The organism is Acinetobacter sp. Ag2, assembly GCF_001005515.1.
Lineage (GTDB): Bacteria > Pseudomonadota > Gammaproteobacteria > Pseudomonadales > Moraxellaceae > Acinetobacter > Acinetobacter bereziniae.
Map to the genome: position 1 here is coordinate 61,836 of NZ_LBNA01000041.1, position 19,025 is coordinate 80,860.

Genomic DNA, 19,025 nt, shown 5'->3' on the forward strand with positions numbered 1-19,025 from the left:
TCTTTAAAATCGAGATTTGAATATGGATACCTCATTATTTGCGTTTTCACTCATTGCTTTGGGTATGGCACTCACGCCAGGTCCAAATATGATTTATCTTATTTCAAGATCATTGTGTCAGGGTCGTACAGCAGGTTTGGTTTCCTTAGCAGGTACTGCCCTTGGTTTTGTGTTCTATATGTTTTGTGCAGCGTTTGGAATTACTGCCCTGTTGATGACGATTCCACTTGCCTATGACGTATTAAAAATAGTAGGCGCAATTTATCTGGTCTATTTGGGTTGGAAAGCCATCAGCTCACCACAATCGCCCTTTGAAATGCACCATGTGCAGTCTTATTCCAATTCAAAACTGTTTTTAATGGGTTTTCTGACCAATATACTGAATCCTAAAATTGCCATGATGTATTTGGCTTTACTTCCTCAATTTATCCAACCGCATGAAGGTGCTGTACTTGTACAGACCTTGAAATTAGGTTTTGTACAGATTACTGTAAGCTTACTCACCAATGCCTTTTTTATTTTCTCAGCCAGTTCATTTACACAATTTCTAAATCGCCATGTACTTTGGTTAAAAGCACAGAAATGGTTTATGGGAACTGTGTTTTTTGGCTTAGCCACACAAATCATCCTGAGCTCAAAAAAGTAAAACTGTTAAAGAGTCACAAGATACTAGAGTCAAGGCTATTGAAAACTTATCAAGCTATTGAAAACTTATAAGGTAGAATATAATTTTTCTTGATCAAATAAATACAATGCGATGAAGCTATTGCTTAATGATATAAAGCTTTCATTGACACACTTTATACCTAAAGTTTAAATAGATTTGCGTAAGTAATACCTCACTTTGTACAAGCACTGTTTTATTTAAGCGCACTCTTACGCTACAAACAAATTAGTGTTTTGTTTTGGCTCATACACTCACGCTCAAGATGGCGACACCCATGTCAACTCAAAATACAAAGACCACCTATGATTCAAAACTGCAAAAATAAATGAATCACTTAAGTTAAAACACTTATTTGGCTAACTTATGAATTCGCTTGGCATAACTCGAATGTGCAGAATGGTCAAGTTTAGTCAGTATTCCATCATCACCTAAAACACGGCGTGCCCCTCTTTGTAGCCATTGGGGCAATAAACCATAAGCGCCATGCACAGTTTGTAAATAATCAGGAACTGCAATGAATAAACGTGGCTTTATTAAAGCACTTACGACAGCATTGGCAACTTGCTGTGGGCTCACGGCTGGAATCGTTTTTGCCGCATTTTCAGTTCCCAAGGTCAGTTCAGTCAGCACCTTACTGGGAAGAATTGCAGTAAATTGAATATTTGAATCACGAAACTCGCCTGCAACTGCTTCAGTCAAACCAATCACCGCAAATTTGGTTCCAGAATAAATAGCTGAACCCGGTAAGGCAAAACGCCCTGCAAGTGACGCAATATTAACAATATGTCCTTGTTGTTGTTTGATCAGTTCAGGGAGGGCCAATTGCATTCCAATGACTACACCACGAAAATTAATATCAATTTGCGCATCTGCCAGTGCTGGATCTTCATCAATAAATGCCCCCATTGGCATAATGCCTGCATTATTCACCAATGAATAAAGACTGCCGTAATGTTGAATCGTGTTGTCAATGAATTGGGCAAATGATGTGCGATCTCGTACATCAACTTGAAAAGCTTTAGCACCAATACGTTTTGCCTCTTTTTCAGCAAGTGCCAAATCAAGATCACCAATACTGACTTTTGCACCCAGTGCGATCAAAGCTTCTGCTGTAGCCAAACCTATACCACGTGCTGCACCTGTAATCGCAATCACTTTGCCTTTTAATTGTTGTTTTTTAAACATGGATTTGTCCTTTATCTTATCAGCAACTTAAGTTGCTTATTTTAGTGAATTAGCACGCTATATCTTGATCTTGTAAAAAATCATGATGCTGATTTTGTCTCTGGTTTATAATCAACACGATATTCTCGGAGATTAAAACGTTTCATTTTTTCACGCAGCTTAAATGTGGTCCATGGCCAGACTGTACTGTTACGACCATTTCGATCAATGAAATAGCTCTGACATCCACCTTTATTCCAGACTGTGGTTTGTAATGCAGCTTGAACTTCCTCATTGAACATTTTGGTCTTTTCTGGATGAGGCTCGATGGTTTGAATCCCCAAACGGATCGCCTGCTTTAAAGCATCTATGATATAGCCCAATTGCGCTTCAATAATGATAAAAGCAGAAGAACTCACCGCGATATTCGGTCCAAACATTAAAAAACCATTCGGGCAGTTTTCTACCATTGTTCCCATATAACCTTCCGGACTACCTTGCCAAACATCCGACATCCGTTGTCCAAAACGGTTATATACCCGTTTGGCAATCGGTGGTTCAGCAATTTCAAAGCCTGTTCCAAGAATGATTACATCTGCTTCACAACTTTCACCATTTGAAGCAATTAAAGTATTGCCTTTAATTTTAGTTAAACCACTGGCAATGACCTCTACATTGTCTTGTGCCAATGCTGGATACCAATTGTTGGATTGTAAAATACGCTTACAGCCAATGATAAAATCAGGCGTGAGCTTTTGGCGTAATTGCGGATTTTTAATATGATAGTTCAAATGCCATCGTGCTAGTTTTTGAAATTGCTTCATGGCTGCTGGACTTTGAATTCCACCATTAATGGTTTCAAAAATTCCATACACAGATCCACGCATGAGTTGTTGCGTCATCGGCAATATCTTAAACATAGCACGTACTGGAGCCAGTAAAGGCATATCAGATTTTGGCAATACCCATTGTGCTGTACGCTGAAACACCGTTAATTGTTGCACCATCGGCTGTATTTGCGGTACAAACTGTAGTGCAGATGCCCCTGTTCCAATTACAGCAACTCGTTTTCCTGTTAAATCAATATCGTGACGCCACTGTGAAGAATGGAAAATCTCGCCTTTAAAATGTTCAATCCCTTTGACATTTGGTAATACAGGTTCATGCATAGGACCACAAGCAAGAATAGCAAATTGTGATCTCAATTCACCTTGATTGGTTTGGATGATCCAACAATCTTCTGCATCCGACCATTGTGCTTCAAGTGCCTCACGATTTAAGTGTACATGAGGCATGATCTTGTATTTATCTACGACATCAAACAAATACTGTTTAATTTCCTTTTGTTGAGCAAAAACTCGAGACCAAGCAGGGTTTTGTTCAAACGAATAGGAATACAATGCCGAAGGAACATCACAAGCACAGCCTGGATAAGTGTTTTCTCGCCATACACCGCCCATTTCTGCCGCTTTTTCCAACAAGATAAAATCTTCAATGCCCGCTTCTTTCAATTTGATCGCTGCACCCAGACCCGCAAAACCACCACCGACGATAATCACTCGATAAAAGATTTGATCCTTTGCATTATTTTTCTTTTGTTCCATATTAAAAATCGCTTAGAATGTGATCGACTGGAATAAAATGTCAAAAACGGAATGGCTTGTCAATTTCTATTGTTTAACAATATTAAAGATTATTTGGTAGTTTTTGCCTATGCGTGAACAATTCAGTTTAAGCCGTGCTGAACGGCAACGATTACAGTTACAAGCAGAAATTTTAGAAGCTGCTTTTTTAGAATTTTCTGAACGCGGCTATCATCAAACAGCCATTTCAGACATTGCCAAACGGCTCGGTATTGGACATGGGACCTTTTATCGTCATTTTGAAAATAAGCGCGATATTCTCCAGCATGTCATTTCAGACACGATGCAAAAAATCATGGCGTTGTTGACTGGTGAGAATGCGCCTCAAGCTGTAAAAAATATTGAGGAATATCGGGAACAGTGTCAGCGTATTTCTGAACGTTTAAGGGCTTTTGCTCAAGAAAACCCACTCACCTTAAAACTAGTATTGCTCGAAGCAACATCGATTGATGCTGAAATGACACAGTTTATTCAAAATTTAATGCACATGGCTGGCATGCTTACAGCTGATTATCTTGAACATGGTGTGGAACAAGGCTTTTTTAGAGAAAATCTAGATTGTGAAAATACAGGACATAACATCATCGGTATGATCATGAATGGTGCCTTACGCTTTTTAGCCAATCCTGATGACTTAATTGGTTTAGAAAATTATGGAAATTCAATTATTGATTTAATTATCGGAGGCGTTGCTAAGGCTTCCTGAATAGCAATATTAAAAAACATGTCCAAATTAGACATTGCTTGATACGAGTCTGACAGCGCACCATCATTGAATGTTGCTGTCAGATCTCTGTCCTCTGTCAGTATTTGAAGCTCATAAACCATCTTTAGTCTGTTTACAGCCAATCACCATAATATTGGTAATGATGTCACCTGGACCAGTTAATGCCGTAATATTACATAGATATTGAGCACGCTCTTGTACAGCGTTTTGATAGTATCCAGTAGGTCGATATTGGTTTTCATAAATCGCACCCACAACACCTTGCCCTCCAGTTTGTCCAACAACCCGCTGACCTGCATATTCAGAGCCAGTTTGCACAAACTGTTGTACCACATGTTGAGAAACAATAGAATTTTCCCACATTGCTGAACCGCCTAATTTGCTGGCAGGAACTCGGTAAGTCGGTGAACCAAAAATATCAATCGCTTTGTTTACATGTTGCCCAACCAATTTATCAGCAGCTTGTTTTACTGGATTCGGTGTAGTTACACAACCACTGAGTGACAACCCCAATGTCAATGCAGCCAAAAGACCGATCAGATTGGGTTTCAATCGACTCAGTAACTGTTGAGGAACATGGTTTAGCGTTTGTTGTTTTATCCACATAAGAATTTCCTTTTATTCGCTTTTGACTTTACCTTATTGATCTGTATTCAAGATCATCCAATGACTTTTCACAAAATATTGCTTCGTTTTAGATAGAATTTAAAAGTCAGAAGCTCAATTTTATGGATCTAAATAATATTCAGCTCTCACCTTACCTTGCTCTAACTCAATCGCTCGTTCAGTCACTCGTTCAAGAAATTGCTGATCACAGTCTAATCCAGTCATTTTTTTACTAGATGTCGTTGGCGCATTTTCATCATCAAATGCAGTCTGATTACACTGATTATCTTTAAAGGTATGAATTGCTTGCCACTCTTTTTGTGCATCTAACAATCTTTTTTGTTCATTGGCTGTAAGTGTTACCGACAGTTTTTGCTCAGCATTTTTTAACCTTTGATTCTGACCTTGGTACTCTGCACTGATACATTTTTGCTTGTTGGTTGCTGTTTTAGCAGCATGCGTACATTCATCATATGTTTTTGAGTATTGTAATGTCGGTGTAGCCGATAGTGCAGTTGCAACACTAGATAAACTCACCAATCCCCAAATATATAGCCATTTTGAAAAGATATTGTTCATACAATTCACTCATTGATCTAAAAATTTTATTGAAGACATTTAAATGTATTGTTCATAGATTGGTTTATTTATACGCTAAATTTTAATTCATGTGAAATTGAAACTATAAATGAGGCTATCAGCATTCAACAAAATTTAAAAAATTGAATCTTAGCTCAATATTTTTTGCGATGATTTGGATAATTTGCAGCCTTAAAAATGCGATTGTGTCTAACCCATCAGTTCAATAATTTTAGGGGCATTAAGACTATTCCTGATGGCTTTATCTTCTTCAAAAAAAGAACTTCCATGTAAATACATAAAAGTTCTTTTTGATTGTGAACATGATTAGCCAGGGAAAATACCACGTTCCATACGTGCTTTTAAGATCCGTTCACAACCCAAAATAAATGCTGCCGTTCTTAAACTGCATATTTTTTCATTTGAGGTATGCCATACATCATTAATCGCCTGAACCATTAACTTATCCAAACGTTGGTTAATTTCTTCTTCAGACCAAAAATAGCTCGACATATCTTGTACCCATTCAAAATAACTGACGGTGACACCACCAGCATTACAAATCACATCAGGTACAACCGTCACACCACGCTGAATTAAAATATCATCTGCTTCTGGATAAGTTGGACCATTTGCACCTTCTAAAACTAATTTTGCTGTTAATTTCTGTGCTCGCTCAACTGTGATTTGTCCTTCCAATGCAGCAGGAATTAAAATGTCCATCTCGACATCCCAAAAGTCCTCATCTGCAATGAACTGGCTATCGGTAAAATCTGCGACCCCTTGGTGAGTTTCCAAATGTTTTTTTAAACTTTCTAAATCAATACCTTCTGGGTTAAAAATGGTTCCGGTATGATCTTGGATTGCCACGATAAGTGATTGTGATTCTGCAAAAAGATAAGCTGCTTCACTACCCACATTACCAAAGCCTTGTACTGCAACTTTTGCACCTTTGAGTGGCAGCTTAATTTTTTCAGCGACCTCTCGACCAGTGACAAAGACACCACGACCTGTAGCTTTAATACGACCTAAAGATCCGCCCAAATGAATCGGCTTACCTGTCACAACGCCTGTGACAGTATGTCCCTGTCCAGATGAATAGGTATCCATAATCCAGCCCATTACATTGGGGTTAGTACCCACATCAGGTGCAGGAATATCTTTTTGTGGACCAATAATATGACTGATCTCACTGGTATAACGTCGAGTTAAACGTTCTAACTCACGCGGAGAAAGTTGGCGTGGGTCGACTCGAACACCACCTTTAGCACCACCAAAAGGTAGATTTAACACCGCAGTTTTAATGGTCATCCATGCTGAAAGTGCCATAACTTCATTTAAATCGACATCTGGATGATAGCGAATCCCCCCTTTTCCCGGTCCACGTGACAAATTATGTTGTACACGGTACCCCTCAAAATGCTGAATCGTTCCATCATCCATCACGATTGGTACATCAACAATCAACGCGCGTTTGGGACGTTTTAATGTATCAATATAACCCTTGAGATGTTCTAAATAAGGCGTCACCCGTTCGATTTGTTCAAGATAAGTCGACCATGGACCATGATTTTGAGCAATATAAGATAAATTCGACATGTATTTTTTGTCCTTTTAATGCGTTGTGTTCAGGCATCAATCAAAAAGATAATTAAAAATAATATAAGCCGCTAATTTGGCAGTTCTGTTGTCCAAATCAAATTTTGGATTACACTCAGCCACATCAAAAACTTTAATTTTTCCAGAATTTTTAATGGCTTGAAATAAAGGATCAAATACTGATAAATCAATTCCTTTCACCGCAGGAGCACTCACACCTGGTGCGATACTGGCACTAAAGACATCTAAATCAACCGTGACATAAAGCACATCAACCTTTTCAATAAATTGATTTATTTTCAGTGTGATTGCATCCAAATTGCTTTCTCGTAATGCTTGATCATAAATATAGCGACAATTCAAACGATCTGCTGTTTCAAACAACACTTGAGTATTTGCATGTTTGGCAACACCAATACATAAATAATGAAATTCTTGCTGATATTGCGCTAATAAATGGGCAGCATTTAAAAAAGGTGTTCCCGAGCTTACATGTTCAGCTTCACGCAAATCAAAATGTGCATCAAAGTTGATAATGCCAATTGTTTGATTGGGTTGATGCTTCTGTATATATTGAAATAATCCAGAAAAACTACCAAAAGCCACTTCATGTCCACCACCTAAAACGATGGGTTGGCTTCCAGAGGAAAGACAAACTTCAACCTGATCAGCCAATTCCGCCTGTGCCTTTTCAAGATCACCATCTACACACATTAATGTGCCCAAATCCGCGATTGAAAGCGCTTGATGTACGGGTAAATTTGCCAATTGGGCACGTATTGCATCAGGCGCATCTGCCGCACCCAAGCGACCTTTATTGCGCTTCACACCTTCATCTGAACTAAAGCCAATCAAGGCATAAGATGCATGAGCTTGAGTATTGATCACTTGATGGATACGCAAATGTGCTTCACCCTCACCATCGTTGCGTCCTTGCCATATAAATGAATGCTTCATAATAAATACAACTTTGTGAAAGTGAGCTTAGGGCTAAAATGAAACTTCTGTGCCATGTCGAATAATCCGCTTAGATAAATCACCACCCAGCCAGTAAACAATTTCAGAGGGATGCTCAATATCCCAAGCTATAAAATCGGCGAACTTACCTTTCTCTAAACTGCCGTGTGTGTCTTGCAAGCCGAGTGCAAAAGCGGCATTGATGGTAACTGCCGCCAAAGCTTGTTCAGGTGTCAATCGAAATAAAGTACTGCCCATATTCAGCATTAAACGTAGGGACAGTGTTGGAGAAGTTCCTGGGTTTAAATCACTCGATAGTGCAATACGCACACCATGTTTATGCAAGCTATCTAATGGTGGATACTGGGTTTCTCTCAGAAAATAAAATGCGCCAGGCAAGAGCACTGCAACAGTTCCCGAAGCGGCCATCGCTTTGGCATCATCTTCGGTCATAAACTCCAAATGATCAGCTGAAAGTGCGTGGTAACGTGCAGCAAGGCTTGAACCACCCAAAGATGAAAGCTGTTCAGCATGTAATTTCACAGGAAGATTTAAGTGCTGTGCAGTTTTAAAAACACGCTCAACTTGAGCAGGTGAAAATGCCAAATGCTCACAAAAGGCATCGACGGCATCAACCAAACCTTCCTGCGCTAATTTCGGCAACATCTCATTGCAAATGTACTCAATATAAGCATCACTTCGCCCCTGATACTCTGGAGCTAAGGCATGCGCAGCCAAACAAGTACTACGTACTGTCATTGGCAAAGCATCCGCGATTTGACGAATAACGCGAAGCATTTTTCGTTCATTTTCATAGTCCAGACCATAACCTGATTTAATTTCAATCGTGGTTACGCCATCTTTGAGCAAACACTGAACTCGTTTCAAGGCTGTATTTAAAAGCTGTGCTTCACTTGCTTCCCGCGTGGCACGAACCGTACTGGCTATTCCACCACCGCTGGCGGCTATTTCTGCATAACTTAGCCCTTGTAAACGTTTTTCAAACTCAACGCTGCGATTCCCCCCAAATACACTATGTGTATGGCAGTCAATCAGACCAGGGGTTACCCATGCAGCATTGAGATCAATTGTCTCAGCATAATCATCTACAGGAACATTCTTTTGAGGACCCATCCAGTGAATATGTGGTCCTAAAGTCACGATTGCAGCATTTTCAATTATGGAATAATGCCCATTTTGCATGGTAGCGATATGACAGTTTGTCCAAAGTTTTTTCATTCACATTTCCTCATACTACCTATGCAATGCCATGTATAAGCAGTTTCAGTATTAGCTTTCCATTTCAATGTTTTGTGCTAAGTTTGGTTTTTCTTTGGCGCCATTTTGCTTTGGTTTTACCCAGATTGTGTATGCAATCCAAAGAATCAACAGCCAACTTGCACCGACATAGATTGCGGGTCTCGAATCTGGAAAATATCCCATCATCAGTAAAATGAAGACCATGAATACAATCGCAAATGCAGGTGCATACGGCCAACCAATCACTGGAAAATCTAGAGCTTTAATTTCTGCTTTAGATAACTTGCGACGCATTGCAACTTGAGAAAGTAAGATCATCAACCATACCCAAACCGTCGCAAAGGTTGCAATCGACGCGATGATGATGAAGACATTTTCTGGAATCATATAGTTCAGTACCACACCGACAAGTAATACCCCTGCCATCACCACAACCGTCATCCAAGGCACACCATTTTTGGAAATTTTTTGAAAAACCTGAGGTGCTTGACCACGATTTGACATGCCAAACAGCATACGACCTGCACCAAACACATCACTGTTGATTGCAGAAATCGCAGCAGTAATCACCACTATATTTAAAATCGTTGCTGCTGATTGAATCCCTAGATTTTCAAAGATTTGGACAAATGGGCTGCCTTTGCTGCCAATTTGATTCCATGGGAAAATTGACATCAATACAAAAATAGTTAAAACATAAAATAATAAGATACGTACTGGGACAGCATTGATTGCACGTGGAATCGACTTTTTAGGATCTTCAGATTCACCTGCTGTGATTCCAATGATTTCAATACCACCAAATGCAAACACCACTACAGATAAACAAGCAATTAATCCTGCGATGCCATTGGGCATAAACCCCTCATGAACCCATAGATTTTGGATACCTGTGGTAAAACCGCTATGTTCAGCATGAAAACCATAGAACATCAGACCAAAACCACCAAGAATCATCGCAACAATTGCACTGACTTTAACGATGGATAACCAAAACTCAAGCTCACCAAAAACTTTGACATGAATCAGATTAATTGCACCTAAAAACATGATCAGTGACAGAATCCAGATCCAACGTGGTACATCGGGATACCAAAATCCCATATAGATGCCAAATGCAGTGACGTCTGCCAAAGCAACAATAATCATCTCAAAGACATAGGTCCAACCTGTGGTAAACCCTGCAAGCGGACCAATATAATTAGATGCATATTCACTAAATGAACCAGATACTGGATTATGTACTGCCATCTCACCCAATGCTCGCATCACGATATAGATCGCAATCCCGGCAACCATATATGCAAGCAGTACTGATGGACCAGCCATTTTAATGGCTGTTGCAGACCCATAGAACAATCCAGTTCCAATGGCTGAACCTAATGCTAAAAAACGGATATGACGGGTGTTTAACCCCCGCTGTAATGTGGAGTGCTGTGACATTATAATCTCCAATCCTTGAGGAAATTTAGATAGATGCGGCCACTCCATGTGGCCGTTTTATTGATCACACTTTAGACAAACTCGGTAATAGCTTTGGAATGATTAATTGGTTTAAGCAACCACTGGCAAGCAATTCACTCGCTTGTTCGATATCTGGAGCAAAGAAACGATCTTCACTGTAATAAGGCACTTGATCACGTAGCACTTTGCGTGCTTGCTCAAGTTTTGGTGAACTTTTTAATCCTTCACGGAAATCAAGTCCTTGACATGCACCTAACCATTCAACTGCTAAGATACCGCGAACATTGTCCGCCATATACCACAAGCGTTTACCAGCATTTGGTGCCATAGATACATGGTCTTCCTGATTGGCAGAGGTCGGTAAGCTATCAACACTTGCAGGATGTGCAAGTGCTTTGTTGTCACTTGCCAATGCAGCAGCAGTCACTTGTGCAATCATAAAGCCAGAGTTAACACCACCATTGGCAACTAAAAATGGTGGCAGTTGAGACATATGACGATCCATCATCATTGAAATGCGGCGTTCAGACAATGAACCAATTTCAGCTATTGCAAGGGCTAAATTATCAGCCGCCATTGCAACGGGTTCAGCGTGGAAATTGCCTCCCGAAATCACATCACCTTCTGCGGCAAATACCAAAGGATTATCGGATACAGCATTTGCTTCGATTTCGAGAACTTCTGCGGCTTGACGTATTTGAGTTAAACAAGCCCCCATTACTTGCGGTTGGCAACGTAATGAATACGGGTCTTGAACCTTGCTACAATCTTCATGTGAATGGGCAATTTCACTCGAATCAGTTAATAAGTCACGATAAGCTGCGGCAACATCAATTTGACCACGTTGACCACGGACTTCATGGATACGCGCATCAAATGGCGCACGTGAACCCAACATTGCTTCGACACTTAAACCACCACATACAATCGCTGCTGCAAATAGATCTTCTGCTTCAAATAAGCCTCTTAATGCATAAGCAGTCGAAACTTGTGTGCCATTTAACAACGCCAAACCTTCTTTGGCTGCTAAAGAAATCGGTTCTAAGCCTGCTTTTTTCAGTGCTTCAACCGCAGGTAACCACTCTCCTTTGTAACGTGCCTTACTTTCACCAAGTAAAACCAAAGACATGTGTGCCAATGGTGCCAAGTCACCTGAAGCGCCAACCGAACCTTTTAACGGAATATGTGGATATACTTCAGCATTGATCAAAGCCAGAATTGCATCGATCACCTTAGGACGAATACCTGAAAAACCACGTGCCAAGCTATTGGCTTTTAACAGCATGATTAAACGCACCATCGCATCATCTAAAGCTTCCCCCACACCCGCAGCATGAGAAAGTACTAAAGAACGCTGTAATTGTTCTAAGTCTTCAGGCGCAATTTTTGTTGAAGCAAGTAAGCCAAAACCTGTATTGATACCGTAAGCTGTACGCCCTTCATTGACAATTTTTTCGACACAAGCAACGCTCGCATTGATGCCTTCATAAGCACTGTCATCGAGTTTAACTTTGATTGGATTTAAATAAGCTTGACGGAGATCTGCAAGCGTAAGTTTGCCAGGTTGAATTAAAAGTTCCATTATTGACGTCCTGTTTTGCACTATATTGTTCGCTTACAATGCCTTTTGCTCAATTGCAAAAAGCATCGTAATCGGTATCCTTGTATTTTTTATTGCGTAATCATTGGCAAGTTCAAACCTTGCTCTTTCGCACAATCAATAGCAATCTCATAACCGGCATCTGCATGGCGCATCACTCCTGTTGCAGGGTCATTGGTCAGTACACGAGCAATACGTGCTGCTGCTTCATCCGTACCGTCACACACAATCACCACACCTGAATGTTGAGAGAATCCCATACCCACACCACCACCATGATGCAATGACACCCAAGTTGCGCCACCCGCAGTGTTTAACAATGCGTTGAGTAATGGCCAATCAGATACCGCATCTGAACCATCTTTCATGGCTTCAGTTTCACGGTTAGGACTAGACACTGAACCTGAGTCTAAGTGATCACGACCAATCACGATCGGTGCAGAAAGTTCTCCACTGCGAACCATTTCGTTAAATGCTAAACCCAATTTTGCACGTAAGCCCAAACCTACCCAACAGATACGTGCAGGCAAACCTTGGAAGCTAATACGTTCACGAGCCATATCTAACCAACGATGTAAATGCTCATCATCTGGAATCAATTCTTTGACTTTGGCATCTGTTTTATAGATATCTTCTGGATCACCTGAAAGTGCAGCCCAGCGGAAAGGACCAATACCACGACAGAATAGCGGACGGATATATGCTGGAACAAACCCAGGGAAATCGAAGGCATTTTCTACACCTTCATCTTGCGCCATTTGACGAATATTGTTGCCATAATCAAATGTAGGAACGCCCATTTTTTGGAAATCCAACATTGCTTGCACATGCTTCGCCATCGATTGTTTTGCCGCTTTTACGACAAACTCTGGTTCAGTCTGAGCACGTTGACGATACTCTTCCCATGTCCAACCAATCGGTAAATAACCATTTAATGGATCATGAGCGCTGGTTTGATCTGTCACCATGTCAGGATGCACACCACGACGAACCAATTCAGGTAAAATTTCAGCAGCATTACCATGTAATGCAATTGAAATTGCTTTACCTTCTTGCGTGTATTTTTGGATACGAGCTAAAGCGTCGTCCAAGTCGGTCGCTTGCTCATCAACATAACGTGTGCGCAAACGAAAATCGATGCTGGCTTGTTGACATTCGATATTCAGTGAACACGCTCCTGCCAATGTTGCAGCTAAAGGTTGTGCGCCGCCCATACCGCCTAAACCTGCAGTCAGTACCCAACGCCCTTTCAAATCGCCGTTGTAATGTTGGCGTCCAGCTTCAACAAAAGTCTCATATGTACCTTGTACAATGCCTTGACTACCAATATAAATCCAAGAACCAGCCGTCATTTGCCCATACATTGCTAAGCCTTTGGCATCCATTTCATTGAAATGCTTCCAATTTGCCCAATGAGGAACTAGGTTTGAGTTTGCAATCAATACACGTGGTGCATCTTGATGAGTTTTAAATACACCAACGGGTTTACCTGACTGTACCAATAGTGTTTCATCAATTTCTAAATTTTTAAGTGTTTCAACAATCTTGTCAAAACATTCCCAGTTGCGCGCGGCACGACCAATACCACCATACACAACCAATTCTTTCGGGTTCTCTGCGACATCAGGATCAAGATTGTTCATCAACATTCGAAGTGGAGCTTCAGTCAACCAGCTTTTTGTATTGAGCTTTGTACCACGAGGTGCGCGAATCTCTACATCACGAAATTTTGTTGTCGTTGTTGTCACAATAGGACTCCTTCCTTTGAGTTTAAAACAGTGAATGAAATCACTTTCACTGTATAGCAATGTATCAACTTGTATATACATCTATATACTACACAAATCTCTAAACTTGAAAAGATGATTTTTAAAATATTTTGCAAAAAAAGATTTAATTGACTGAATTTATTAAAAATTATTTTTTAATAAAAATAAAAACGCATACAACTTCAAGTTGAATGCGTTAAAACAACATCAATAAAATTTAAATTTTTGTGAGTTGTATTAGACAAGTTTGAGGCGAAAACTGTGGATTCAAAATCATTATTTTTGCTAAATTTTCATTTTGTATTTTTAGACAATTCTGATGCTGTAAATAAAAAATCTTTTCATCAATCGTGACTTCTAATGGTTTGATTGACTGATTAAAAACAAATATAAAATCTGAAAAAATGGGAATTTCCAATCGTTCTTGAGTAAAAATCCATTGATATTGTGCCGATATTTTTTGGGGATCGTAGATCAAATTAAAATCTCGAATTTGACCCGCCAATAATTCACAATACACCTCACTTTCACCATTAAACGAAACACTTTGAAGCGTATGCAAATATTTGAGTTCACTATCAATATTCAGTGAAATTCCTTGACCTTCCAATACTGTTAAAAACCGCTGCATTCCATTGAATTTAGAGAAGCTTCCAGCGCTTTTGATATCTGCCATCGAAATGCGCCACTCAAACTCATCCAAGCTTTCTCCTAAACTACGGGCAATTTCAAGCGTATAACCTTGACCGTTTTTCCAACGCATTTTTTTATAGTGCGGTATTTCTAACAGCTCGATCATTGAGTAAATTTACCCTCAAGATAATAACGGCTTCCCGGATAGATTAAACGGGCACTTGAAATCAACTGTTTATTTGACCATGTTCTACGACGAATCAGTAAACATGGTTCTGTTTTATTGATTTTCAACCACTTACATTCTTGTGCAGATGCCAAAATCGCAGTTACCACATGCTCACCTTCTGTAACAGGTGCTTTTGACATTAAATACGCATTCGGGGTAATCGCTTTGAAGTCTTGTGCAAGATAATCAGGAATCAGAATAGGATCAACCAAACGATCTTCAATTTGCACAGGTATGTCATTTTCATAATGTACAATGATAGAGTGGAATAACTTTTGCCCTTCTCGAATCTGCATCAAGCGACTTTGTTCTACATTGGCGTGTATTTGTTCGAGTACCAAGACTTCCGCATGGTGTTTATGATTTCTTGCAATAATTTCTTCGGCGATATTATTGACATGAAATAAAGCAGTACGCCCCTGACCTTCAGCAACAAAAGATCCAACACCTTGTATACGTACCAATAAACCTTCGCTGGTGAGTTCACGCAAGGCACGGTTCACAGTCATACGGCTACAACCGAGTAAATTGACCAATTCACTTTCAGAAGGAATTTTTTTATTGACTGTCCATGTTCCTTCATAAATTTTTTGTGAAATCATTTGTTTCACACGCAAATACAATGGAACAGGACTATCTTCTTCTAGTGATAAGTCTAAATCCTTGTGCTTTGACACTCTTGACATTGACTAAAACTCATACAAAATATATTAAATCATTGTATATGGTCACAACCTTGTTTGTATATACAAGCCTATACAAATAATTATGATAAAAATATCTATGTCTAAATGAAGATTATGATTTTTACATGTCATTGCTATCGCGTGGCAACATGGATGTCGTCCAATGAGGGGCTACAGAGGTACATGAGCAAAAAACAAAGCATTGCTTTGTTTGCAATGCCAGAGTGAGGCATCTTCTATGAAAAGAGGTCCAAACTTTAAATGTATCGTGTGGTATTCAAGCTTTATCGGCAAAGGAGGCTTTTGCCTCCTTATTTATCCAGTCAAATTAAAAAGTCTTTCTGAAACTCAACCAATATTGTTGATTATCTCGATCCTTGAGTTGTTCAGGTGTGCTTCCTATTGGAAATGCAACTTCGGCATTGGCTTGGATATTCCATAAACTGCTCCAGTTTAAGCCTAATCCAGCACTGCTGATTTGTACTTGATTGTCGCCTGTGACTCCTGCCCAACGTTGCGCATTTAAAGTTACTTCTGCTGTATCTACAAAAACTTTACCGGTAAGTTGATGTTTGGCATTTGCAAATAAGCTTTGTCGCAGTTCTGCTGTGGCTAAATATCCAGTCGAACCTGCGAATTGGCTAGATTCATAACCGCGAACATTAAATGGACCGCCTCCTAAATATTGTTCTGCACTATCTAGATTATAAGGGCTATATTGACCATAAATCCCCAAATAACCTTGTGTACCCTTGCCACCCAGATTTTGTAGACGTGAAAGATTGAGTGTTGCAGTGTAGTAATCTCCTGCTGTTTTTGCTGTTTGGCTATCTAAGGCAGCAGCATCATCATTTTTAAATTTCACACGACCATAACTCGTTGAAGCACCATATTGGGTTAAGCCTCCCCCCATGAATTGATCAAACTGAGAGCCATCCAATCGGGCAGTCACCACATCAATATTGCGATGTTTATCGTATTGGTTCAGTTGAATATCATCTTTCAGTTGTTTATGGTCATATTGTAAGCTCAGTAATACTTCTGCTGTATTGGTCAGTAAAGCAGGTTGGCTAATAAATACACTGCTTTGTGCTGCACTTCCTTCTGCCCCAATACTTTTTAAATCTTTACCCAGTTCGTAATCAAGATAGGAATAGCTTGCGCCTGCACGTGTCCCCATTCCTGTAAAGGTAAAGGCGTATCCGACACGCCCGTAGTTCATCCGTTTACCAGCAGTCATCAGATCTAAGCTCAGTTCATCCCCTAAACCAGCTAAATTATTGACGGAGATGCCGGCGGTACCTCGTACTCGACTGGTGTATTTATTTCCAAAGTTATCTGCACCGATATAACCATTGAGTAGGGGTGCATTTTGTACTTCTACATTGAGTTGGCTACTACCCACTGAGGTTCCTGGACTTAGGACATTGCGGGTGTTCACTCCTTTTAATCGATTGAGCAATTTAAGCTGTTGCTGCATTTGATCACTGTTGATTCGCTCGCCTTGTTTCAAGGGCGCGACTGTTTGTTCTATAAGCCAGTTTTGAGTTCGGCTTTGATTGTCAATTTGAGTTTTATCGTAATACGCTTCAAGTACATTGATTCGTACAATACCTTGACTTAAGTTTTGTTGTGGAAGATAAGCACGACTATAACCATAACCATGTTGTTGATAGTAAGTGCTAATCTTTTGTGCAACCTGCCAAAGTTGATTTAGTGTCAGTTGCTGACCTTCGGCATCAACAACCAGTTGATGAAGTTGTTGGGTGCTAAAACGGCTATTCCCGATAATTTCAATTTTTCGTACAGGAATTTGTACATCTGTTGCCGTAGGAGCGATTGGATTTGCGGTATTTTCAATCTGCACTGCAGGTTGTGGCTCAAGAGTTTGCCCTTGTTGCTGTTGTTGTAACAGCTGCCCAGCATTCGGGGCAGGTGCTGCATGGTTTGTGTTGCTGAAGAGCATGAAACAAGCACCTACAGATGCTGCTAATATATGTTGTTGTGATTTCATTATTTAGTGCTCCCCTGCCAAGATTTGAATGCCTGTGGTGTTCACACCACCTTGGCGTACGTCAAGATTGACGGTATTTAATGCATTTTGTGTTTCAGGCAAATAATGCGGTCGTTTGAATTGAATGGCCTGTAAGTAAGCCGCCGGTGTCAACATATAGATATCTGCTGTAGTTTTCGCGGTCGTATCCATCAATGTGTAATTTTGGGCATCTAAACCACCAAGACTTAAACCTGTAATCAATACATTTTTGCCTTGCCCTGTGGTCGCATTGTCAAATTGACCTGTTGCTGTTGCTACATTCAGATTATCCCCTGCATAGATGCCACTGAACTCGGCATGACTAAGATCTAAATCAGCAATTGTTAATCCATTATAGGTGCGGTTATTTGCGCGAATGCCTGTAATATATTGAATCTTAGCTTGACTAATATCAGCTGTAGTTTGTGCAGTGTTATTCACTAACTCGTAGTTATGTGCATCTGCACCACTTAGGCTAATTCCATGAATGCTTACTTGTTTGGCATTACCCACATTTTTATCACTGAATTGTCCTGTTGCTGATACAACTTTCAGTTCATCACCTGCGATCTGACCTGTAAATTGTGCTGCTGCTGTATTCAACGTTGCTTGTGTACTGGCATCATAAACACGATTATTTGCTGTGATTCCTGTGACTTGGTTAATTTTGGCTTTAGCAATATCCAATGCACCATCAACAAAGCTCAGATCATAGTTTTTATCGACACCATTGGCTTTGTTCGTATAACGACCTGCGTCTTTAGCCGTTACAGATGCCGTCACACCTGTCAATACTGAACTATCTTCACCATTGACCAAACCTGTTGCACTAAAGCCTGATGCTGTTTGGTTTTTGCCGTTATAGGTGGTATTTAAGCTATCCGCTGTCACCGTCGCTTTGGCTTTGGCAATATCTAAAGCCCCATCGACAAAGGTCAAATCGTAGTTTTTATCAACGCCATTGGCTTTATTCGTATAACGACCTGCATCTTTAGCCGTTACAGAGGCTGTGACACCTGTCAATACTGAACTATCTTCGCCATTGACCAAACCTGTTGCACTAAAACCTGACGCTGTTTGGTTTTTGCCGTTATAGGTGGTATTTAAACTATTCGCCGTTACAGTCACTTTGGCTTTGGCAATATCTAAAGCCCCATCGATAAAGTTCAAATCGTAGTTTTTATCAACACCATTGGCTTTGTTTGTATAACTGCCTGCGTCTTTAGCCGTTACAGAGGCTGTGACACCTGTAAATACAGAACTATCTTCGCCATTCACCAAACCAGTAGCACTAAAACATGATGCAGTTTGATTTTGTCCGTTATAAATAGTTTATACGCTATTCGCTGTCACCGTCGCTCTGGCTTTGGCAATATCCAAAGCGCCATCGACAAAGGTCAGATCGTA

16 protein-coding genes are annotated in these 19,025 nt (G+C 40.1%); 2 read left to right on the plus strand and 14 right to left on the minus strand.

All coding sequences use genetic code 11. The features are described 5' to 3' along the window. Nucleotides 1–22 precede the first annotated feature (22 nt). Entirely contained in the window at nucleotides 23–646 is a 624-nt protein-coding gene (locus tag AAV97_RS06885; RefSeq protein WP_042090236.1) for a LysE family translocator, read from the plus strand. A 369-nt stretch (nucleotides 647–1,015) separates the two neighbouring features. On the opposite strand, the gene AAV97_RS06890 is transcribed toward AAV97_RS06885, so the two are convergent. Beyond that, on the minus strand, nucleotides 1,016–1,852 hold the full coding sequence (locus tag AAV97_RS06890; protein ID WP_046760183.1) for an SDR family oxidoreductase: 837 nt from the start codon (nucleotides 1,850–1,852) through the stop codon (nucleotides 1,016–1,018). A gap of 80 nt (nucleotides 1,853–1,932) precedes the next feature. Then, nucleotides 1,933–3,435 carry a flavin-containing monooxygenase gene (locus tag AAV97_RS06895; protein ID WP_046760184.1) on the minus strand — a complete coding sequence of 501 codons (1,503 nt, stop codon included), beginning with the start codon at nucleotides 3,433–3,435 and terminating at the stop codon, nucleotides 1,933–1,935. A 109-nt stretch (nucleotides 3,436–3,544) separates the two neighbouring features. On the opposite strand from AAV97_RS06895, the gene AAV97_RS06900 reads away from it, so the two are divergent. Beyond that, the gene (locus AAV97_RS06900; protein ID WP_009584837.1) at nucleotides 3,545–4,180 is read left to right on the plus strand and encodes a TetR/AcrR family transcriptional regulator; all 636 of its coding nucleotides are present in this window, start codon (nucleotides 3,545–3,547) and stop codon (nucleotides 4,178–4,180) included. A 111-nt stretch (nucleotides 4,181–4,291) separates the two neighbouring features. Here AAV97_RS06900 and AAV97_RS06905 read toward each other — a convergent pair whose 3' ends face one another. From AAV97_RS06905 to AAV97_RS06960, 12 genes are all read right to left on the minus strand, one after another. Next, the gene (locus AAV97_RS06905; RefSeq protein ID WP_009584909.1) at nucleotides 4,292–4,807 is read right to left on the minus strand and encodes a hypothetical protein; all 516 of its coding nucleotides are present in this window, start codon (nucleotides 4,805–4,807) and stop codon (nucleotides 4,292–4,294) included. A 120-nt stretch (nucleotides 4,808–4,927) separates the two neighbouring features. Beyond that, nucleotides 4,928–5,386 carry a lysozyme inhibitor LprI family protein gene (locus AAV97_RS06910; RefSeq protein WP_046760185.1) on the minus strand — a complete coding sequence of 153 codons (459 nt, stop codon included), beginning with the start codon at nucleotides 5,384–5,386 and terminating at the stop codon, nucleotides 4,928–4,930. Between the two features lie 327 nt (nucleotides 5,387–5,713). Continuing rightward, nucleotides 5,714–6,985, minus strand: coding sequence for a Glu/Leu/Phe/Val family dehydrogenase (locus tag AAV97_RS06915; protein WP_046760186.1), 1,272 nt, complete (start codon nucleotides 6,983–6,985; stop codon nucleotides 5,714–5,716). A 36-nt stretch (nucleotides 6,986–7,021) separates the two neighbouring features. Next, complete coding sequence (gene hutG, locus AAV97_RS06920) at nucleotides 7,022–7,942, minus strand: formimidoylglutamase (protein WP_004831476.1); 921 nt, start codon at nucleotides 7,940–7,942, stop codon at nucleotides 7,022–7,024. A gap of 33 nt (nucleotides 7,943–7,975) precedes the next feature. After that, the gene (gene hutI, locus AAV97_RS06925; RefSeq protein WP_046760187.1) at nucleotides 7,976–9,181 is read right to left on the minus strand and encodes an imidazolonepropionase; all 1,206 of its coding nucleotides are present in this window, start codon (nucleotides 9,179–9,181) and stop codon (nucleotides 7,976–7,978) included. A gap of 51 nt (nucleotides 9,182–9,232) precedes the next feature. Continuing rightward, complete coding sequence (locus tag AAV97_RS06930) at nucleotides 9,233–10,645, minus strand: amino acid permease (protein ID WP_042090248.1); 1,413 nt, start codon at nucleotides 10,643–10,645, stop codon at nucleotides 9,233–9,235. 64 nt (nucleotides 10,646–10,709) lie between these two features. After that, nucleotides 10,710–12,248, minus strand: coding sequence for a histidine ammonia-lyase (hutH, locus tag AAV97_RS06935; RefSeq protein WP_046760188.1), 1,539 nt, complete (start codon nucleotides 12,246–12,248; stop codon nucleotides 10,710–10,712). 89 nt (nucleotides 12,249–12,337) lie between these two features. Next, nucleotides 12,338–14,014 (minus strand): urocanate hydratase, encoded by a 1,677-nt coding sequence (hutU, locus tag AAV97_RS06940; RefSeq protein WP_005030003.1) that lies wholly within the window; start codon nucleotides 14,012–14,014, stop codon nucleotides 12,338–12,340. A 238-nt stretch (nucleotides 14,015–14,252) separates the two neighbouring features. After that, nucleotides 14,253–14,834 carry a HutD family protein gene (locus AAV97_RS06945; RefSeq protein ID WP_046760189.1) on the minus strand — a complete coding sequence of 194 codons (582 nt, stop codon included), beginning with the start codon at nucleotides 14,832–14,834 and terminating at the stop codon, nucleotides 14,253–14,255. After that, a complete protein-coding gene (gene hutC, locus AAV97_RS06950; protein WP_046760190.1) occupies nucleotides 14,831–15,583 on the minus strand; it encodes a histidine utilization repressor in 753 nt (250 codons plus the stop codon). Before hutC ends, AAV97_RS06945 begins: the two co-directional genes overlap by 4 nt. A 328-nt stretch (nucleotides 15,584–15,911) precedes the next feature. Next, nucleotides 15,912–17,597 carry a ShlB/FhaC/HecB family hemolysin secretion/activation protein gene (locus AAV97_RS06955; RefSeq protein WP_046760191.1) on the minus strand — a complete coding sequence of 562 codons (1,686 nt, stop codon included), beginning with the start codon at nucleotides 17,595–17,597 and terminating at the stop codon, nucleotides 15,912–15,914. Between the two features lie 3 nt (nucleotides 17,598–17,600). Beyond that, nucleotides 17,601–18,947 (minus strand): YDG domain-containing protein, encoded by a 1,347-nt coding sequence (locus tag AAV97_RS06960; RefSeq protein ID WP_228136522.1) that lies wholly within the window; start codon nucleotides 18,945–18,947, stop codon nucleotides 17,601–17,603. Between the last annotated feature and the right edge of the window lie 78 nt (nucleotides 18,948–19,025).

Bases quoted from the DNA above. Each gene is read 5' to 3' on its own strand.
- AAV97_RS06900 (WP_009584837.1), top strand. From the start codon at position 3,545: ATGCGTGAACAATTCAGTTTAAGCCGTGCTGAACGGCAACGATTACAG.
- hutC (WP_046760190.1), bottom strand. From the start codon at position 15,583: ATGTCAAGAGTGTCAAAGCACAAGGATTTAGACTTATCACTAGAAGAA.
- hutI (WP_046760187.1), bottom strand. From the start codon at position 9,181: ATGAAAAAACTTTGGACAAACTGTCATATCGCTACCATGCAAAATGGG.
- AAV97_RS06885 (WP_042090236.1), top strand. From the start codon at position 23: ATGGATACCTCATTATTTGCGTTTTCACTCATTGCTTTGGGTATGGCA.
- AAV97_RS06890 (WP_046760183.1), bottom strand. From the start codon at position 1,852: ATGTTTAAAAAACAACAATTAAAAGGCAAAGTGATTGCGATTACAGGT.
- AAV97_RS06910 (WP_046760185.1), bottom strand. From the start codon at position 5,386: ATGAACAATATCTTTTCAAAATGGCTATATATTTGGGGATTGGTGAGT.
- AAV97_RS06895 (WP_046760184.1), bottom strand. From the start codon at position 3,435: ATGGAACAAAAGAAAAATAATGCAAAGGATCAAATCTTTTATCGAGTG.
- AAV97_RS06930 (WP_042090248.1), bottom strand. From the start codon at position 10,645: ATGTCACAGCACTCCACATTACAGCGGGGGTTAAACACCCGTCATATC.
- AAV97_RS06905 (WP_009584909.1), bottom strand. From the start codon at position 4,807: ATGTGGATAAAACAACAAACGCTAAACCATGTTCCTCAACAGTTACTG.
- AAV97_RS06915 (WP_046760186.1), bottom strand. From the start codon at position 6,985: ATGTCGAATTTATCTTATATTGCTCAAAATCATGGTCCATGGTCGACT.
- hutH (WP_046760188.1), bottom strand. From the start codon at position 12,248: ATGGAACTTTTAATTCAACCTGGCAAACTTACGCTTGCAGATCTCCGT.
- AAV97_RS06955 (WP_046760191.1), bottom strand. From the start codon at position 17,597: ATGAAATCACAACAACATATATTAGCAGCATCTGTAGGTGCTTGTTTC.
- hutG (WP_004831476.1), bottom strand. From the start codon at position 7,942: ATGAAGCATTCATTTATATGGCAAGGACGCAACGATGGTGAGGGTGAA.
- AAV97_RS06945 (WP_046760189.1), bottom strand. From the start codon at position 14,834: ATGATCGAGCTGTTAGAAATACCGCACTATAAAAAAATGCGTTGGAAA.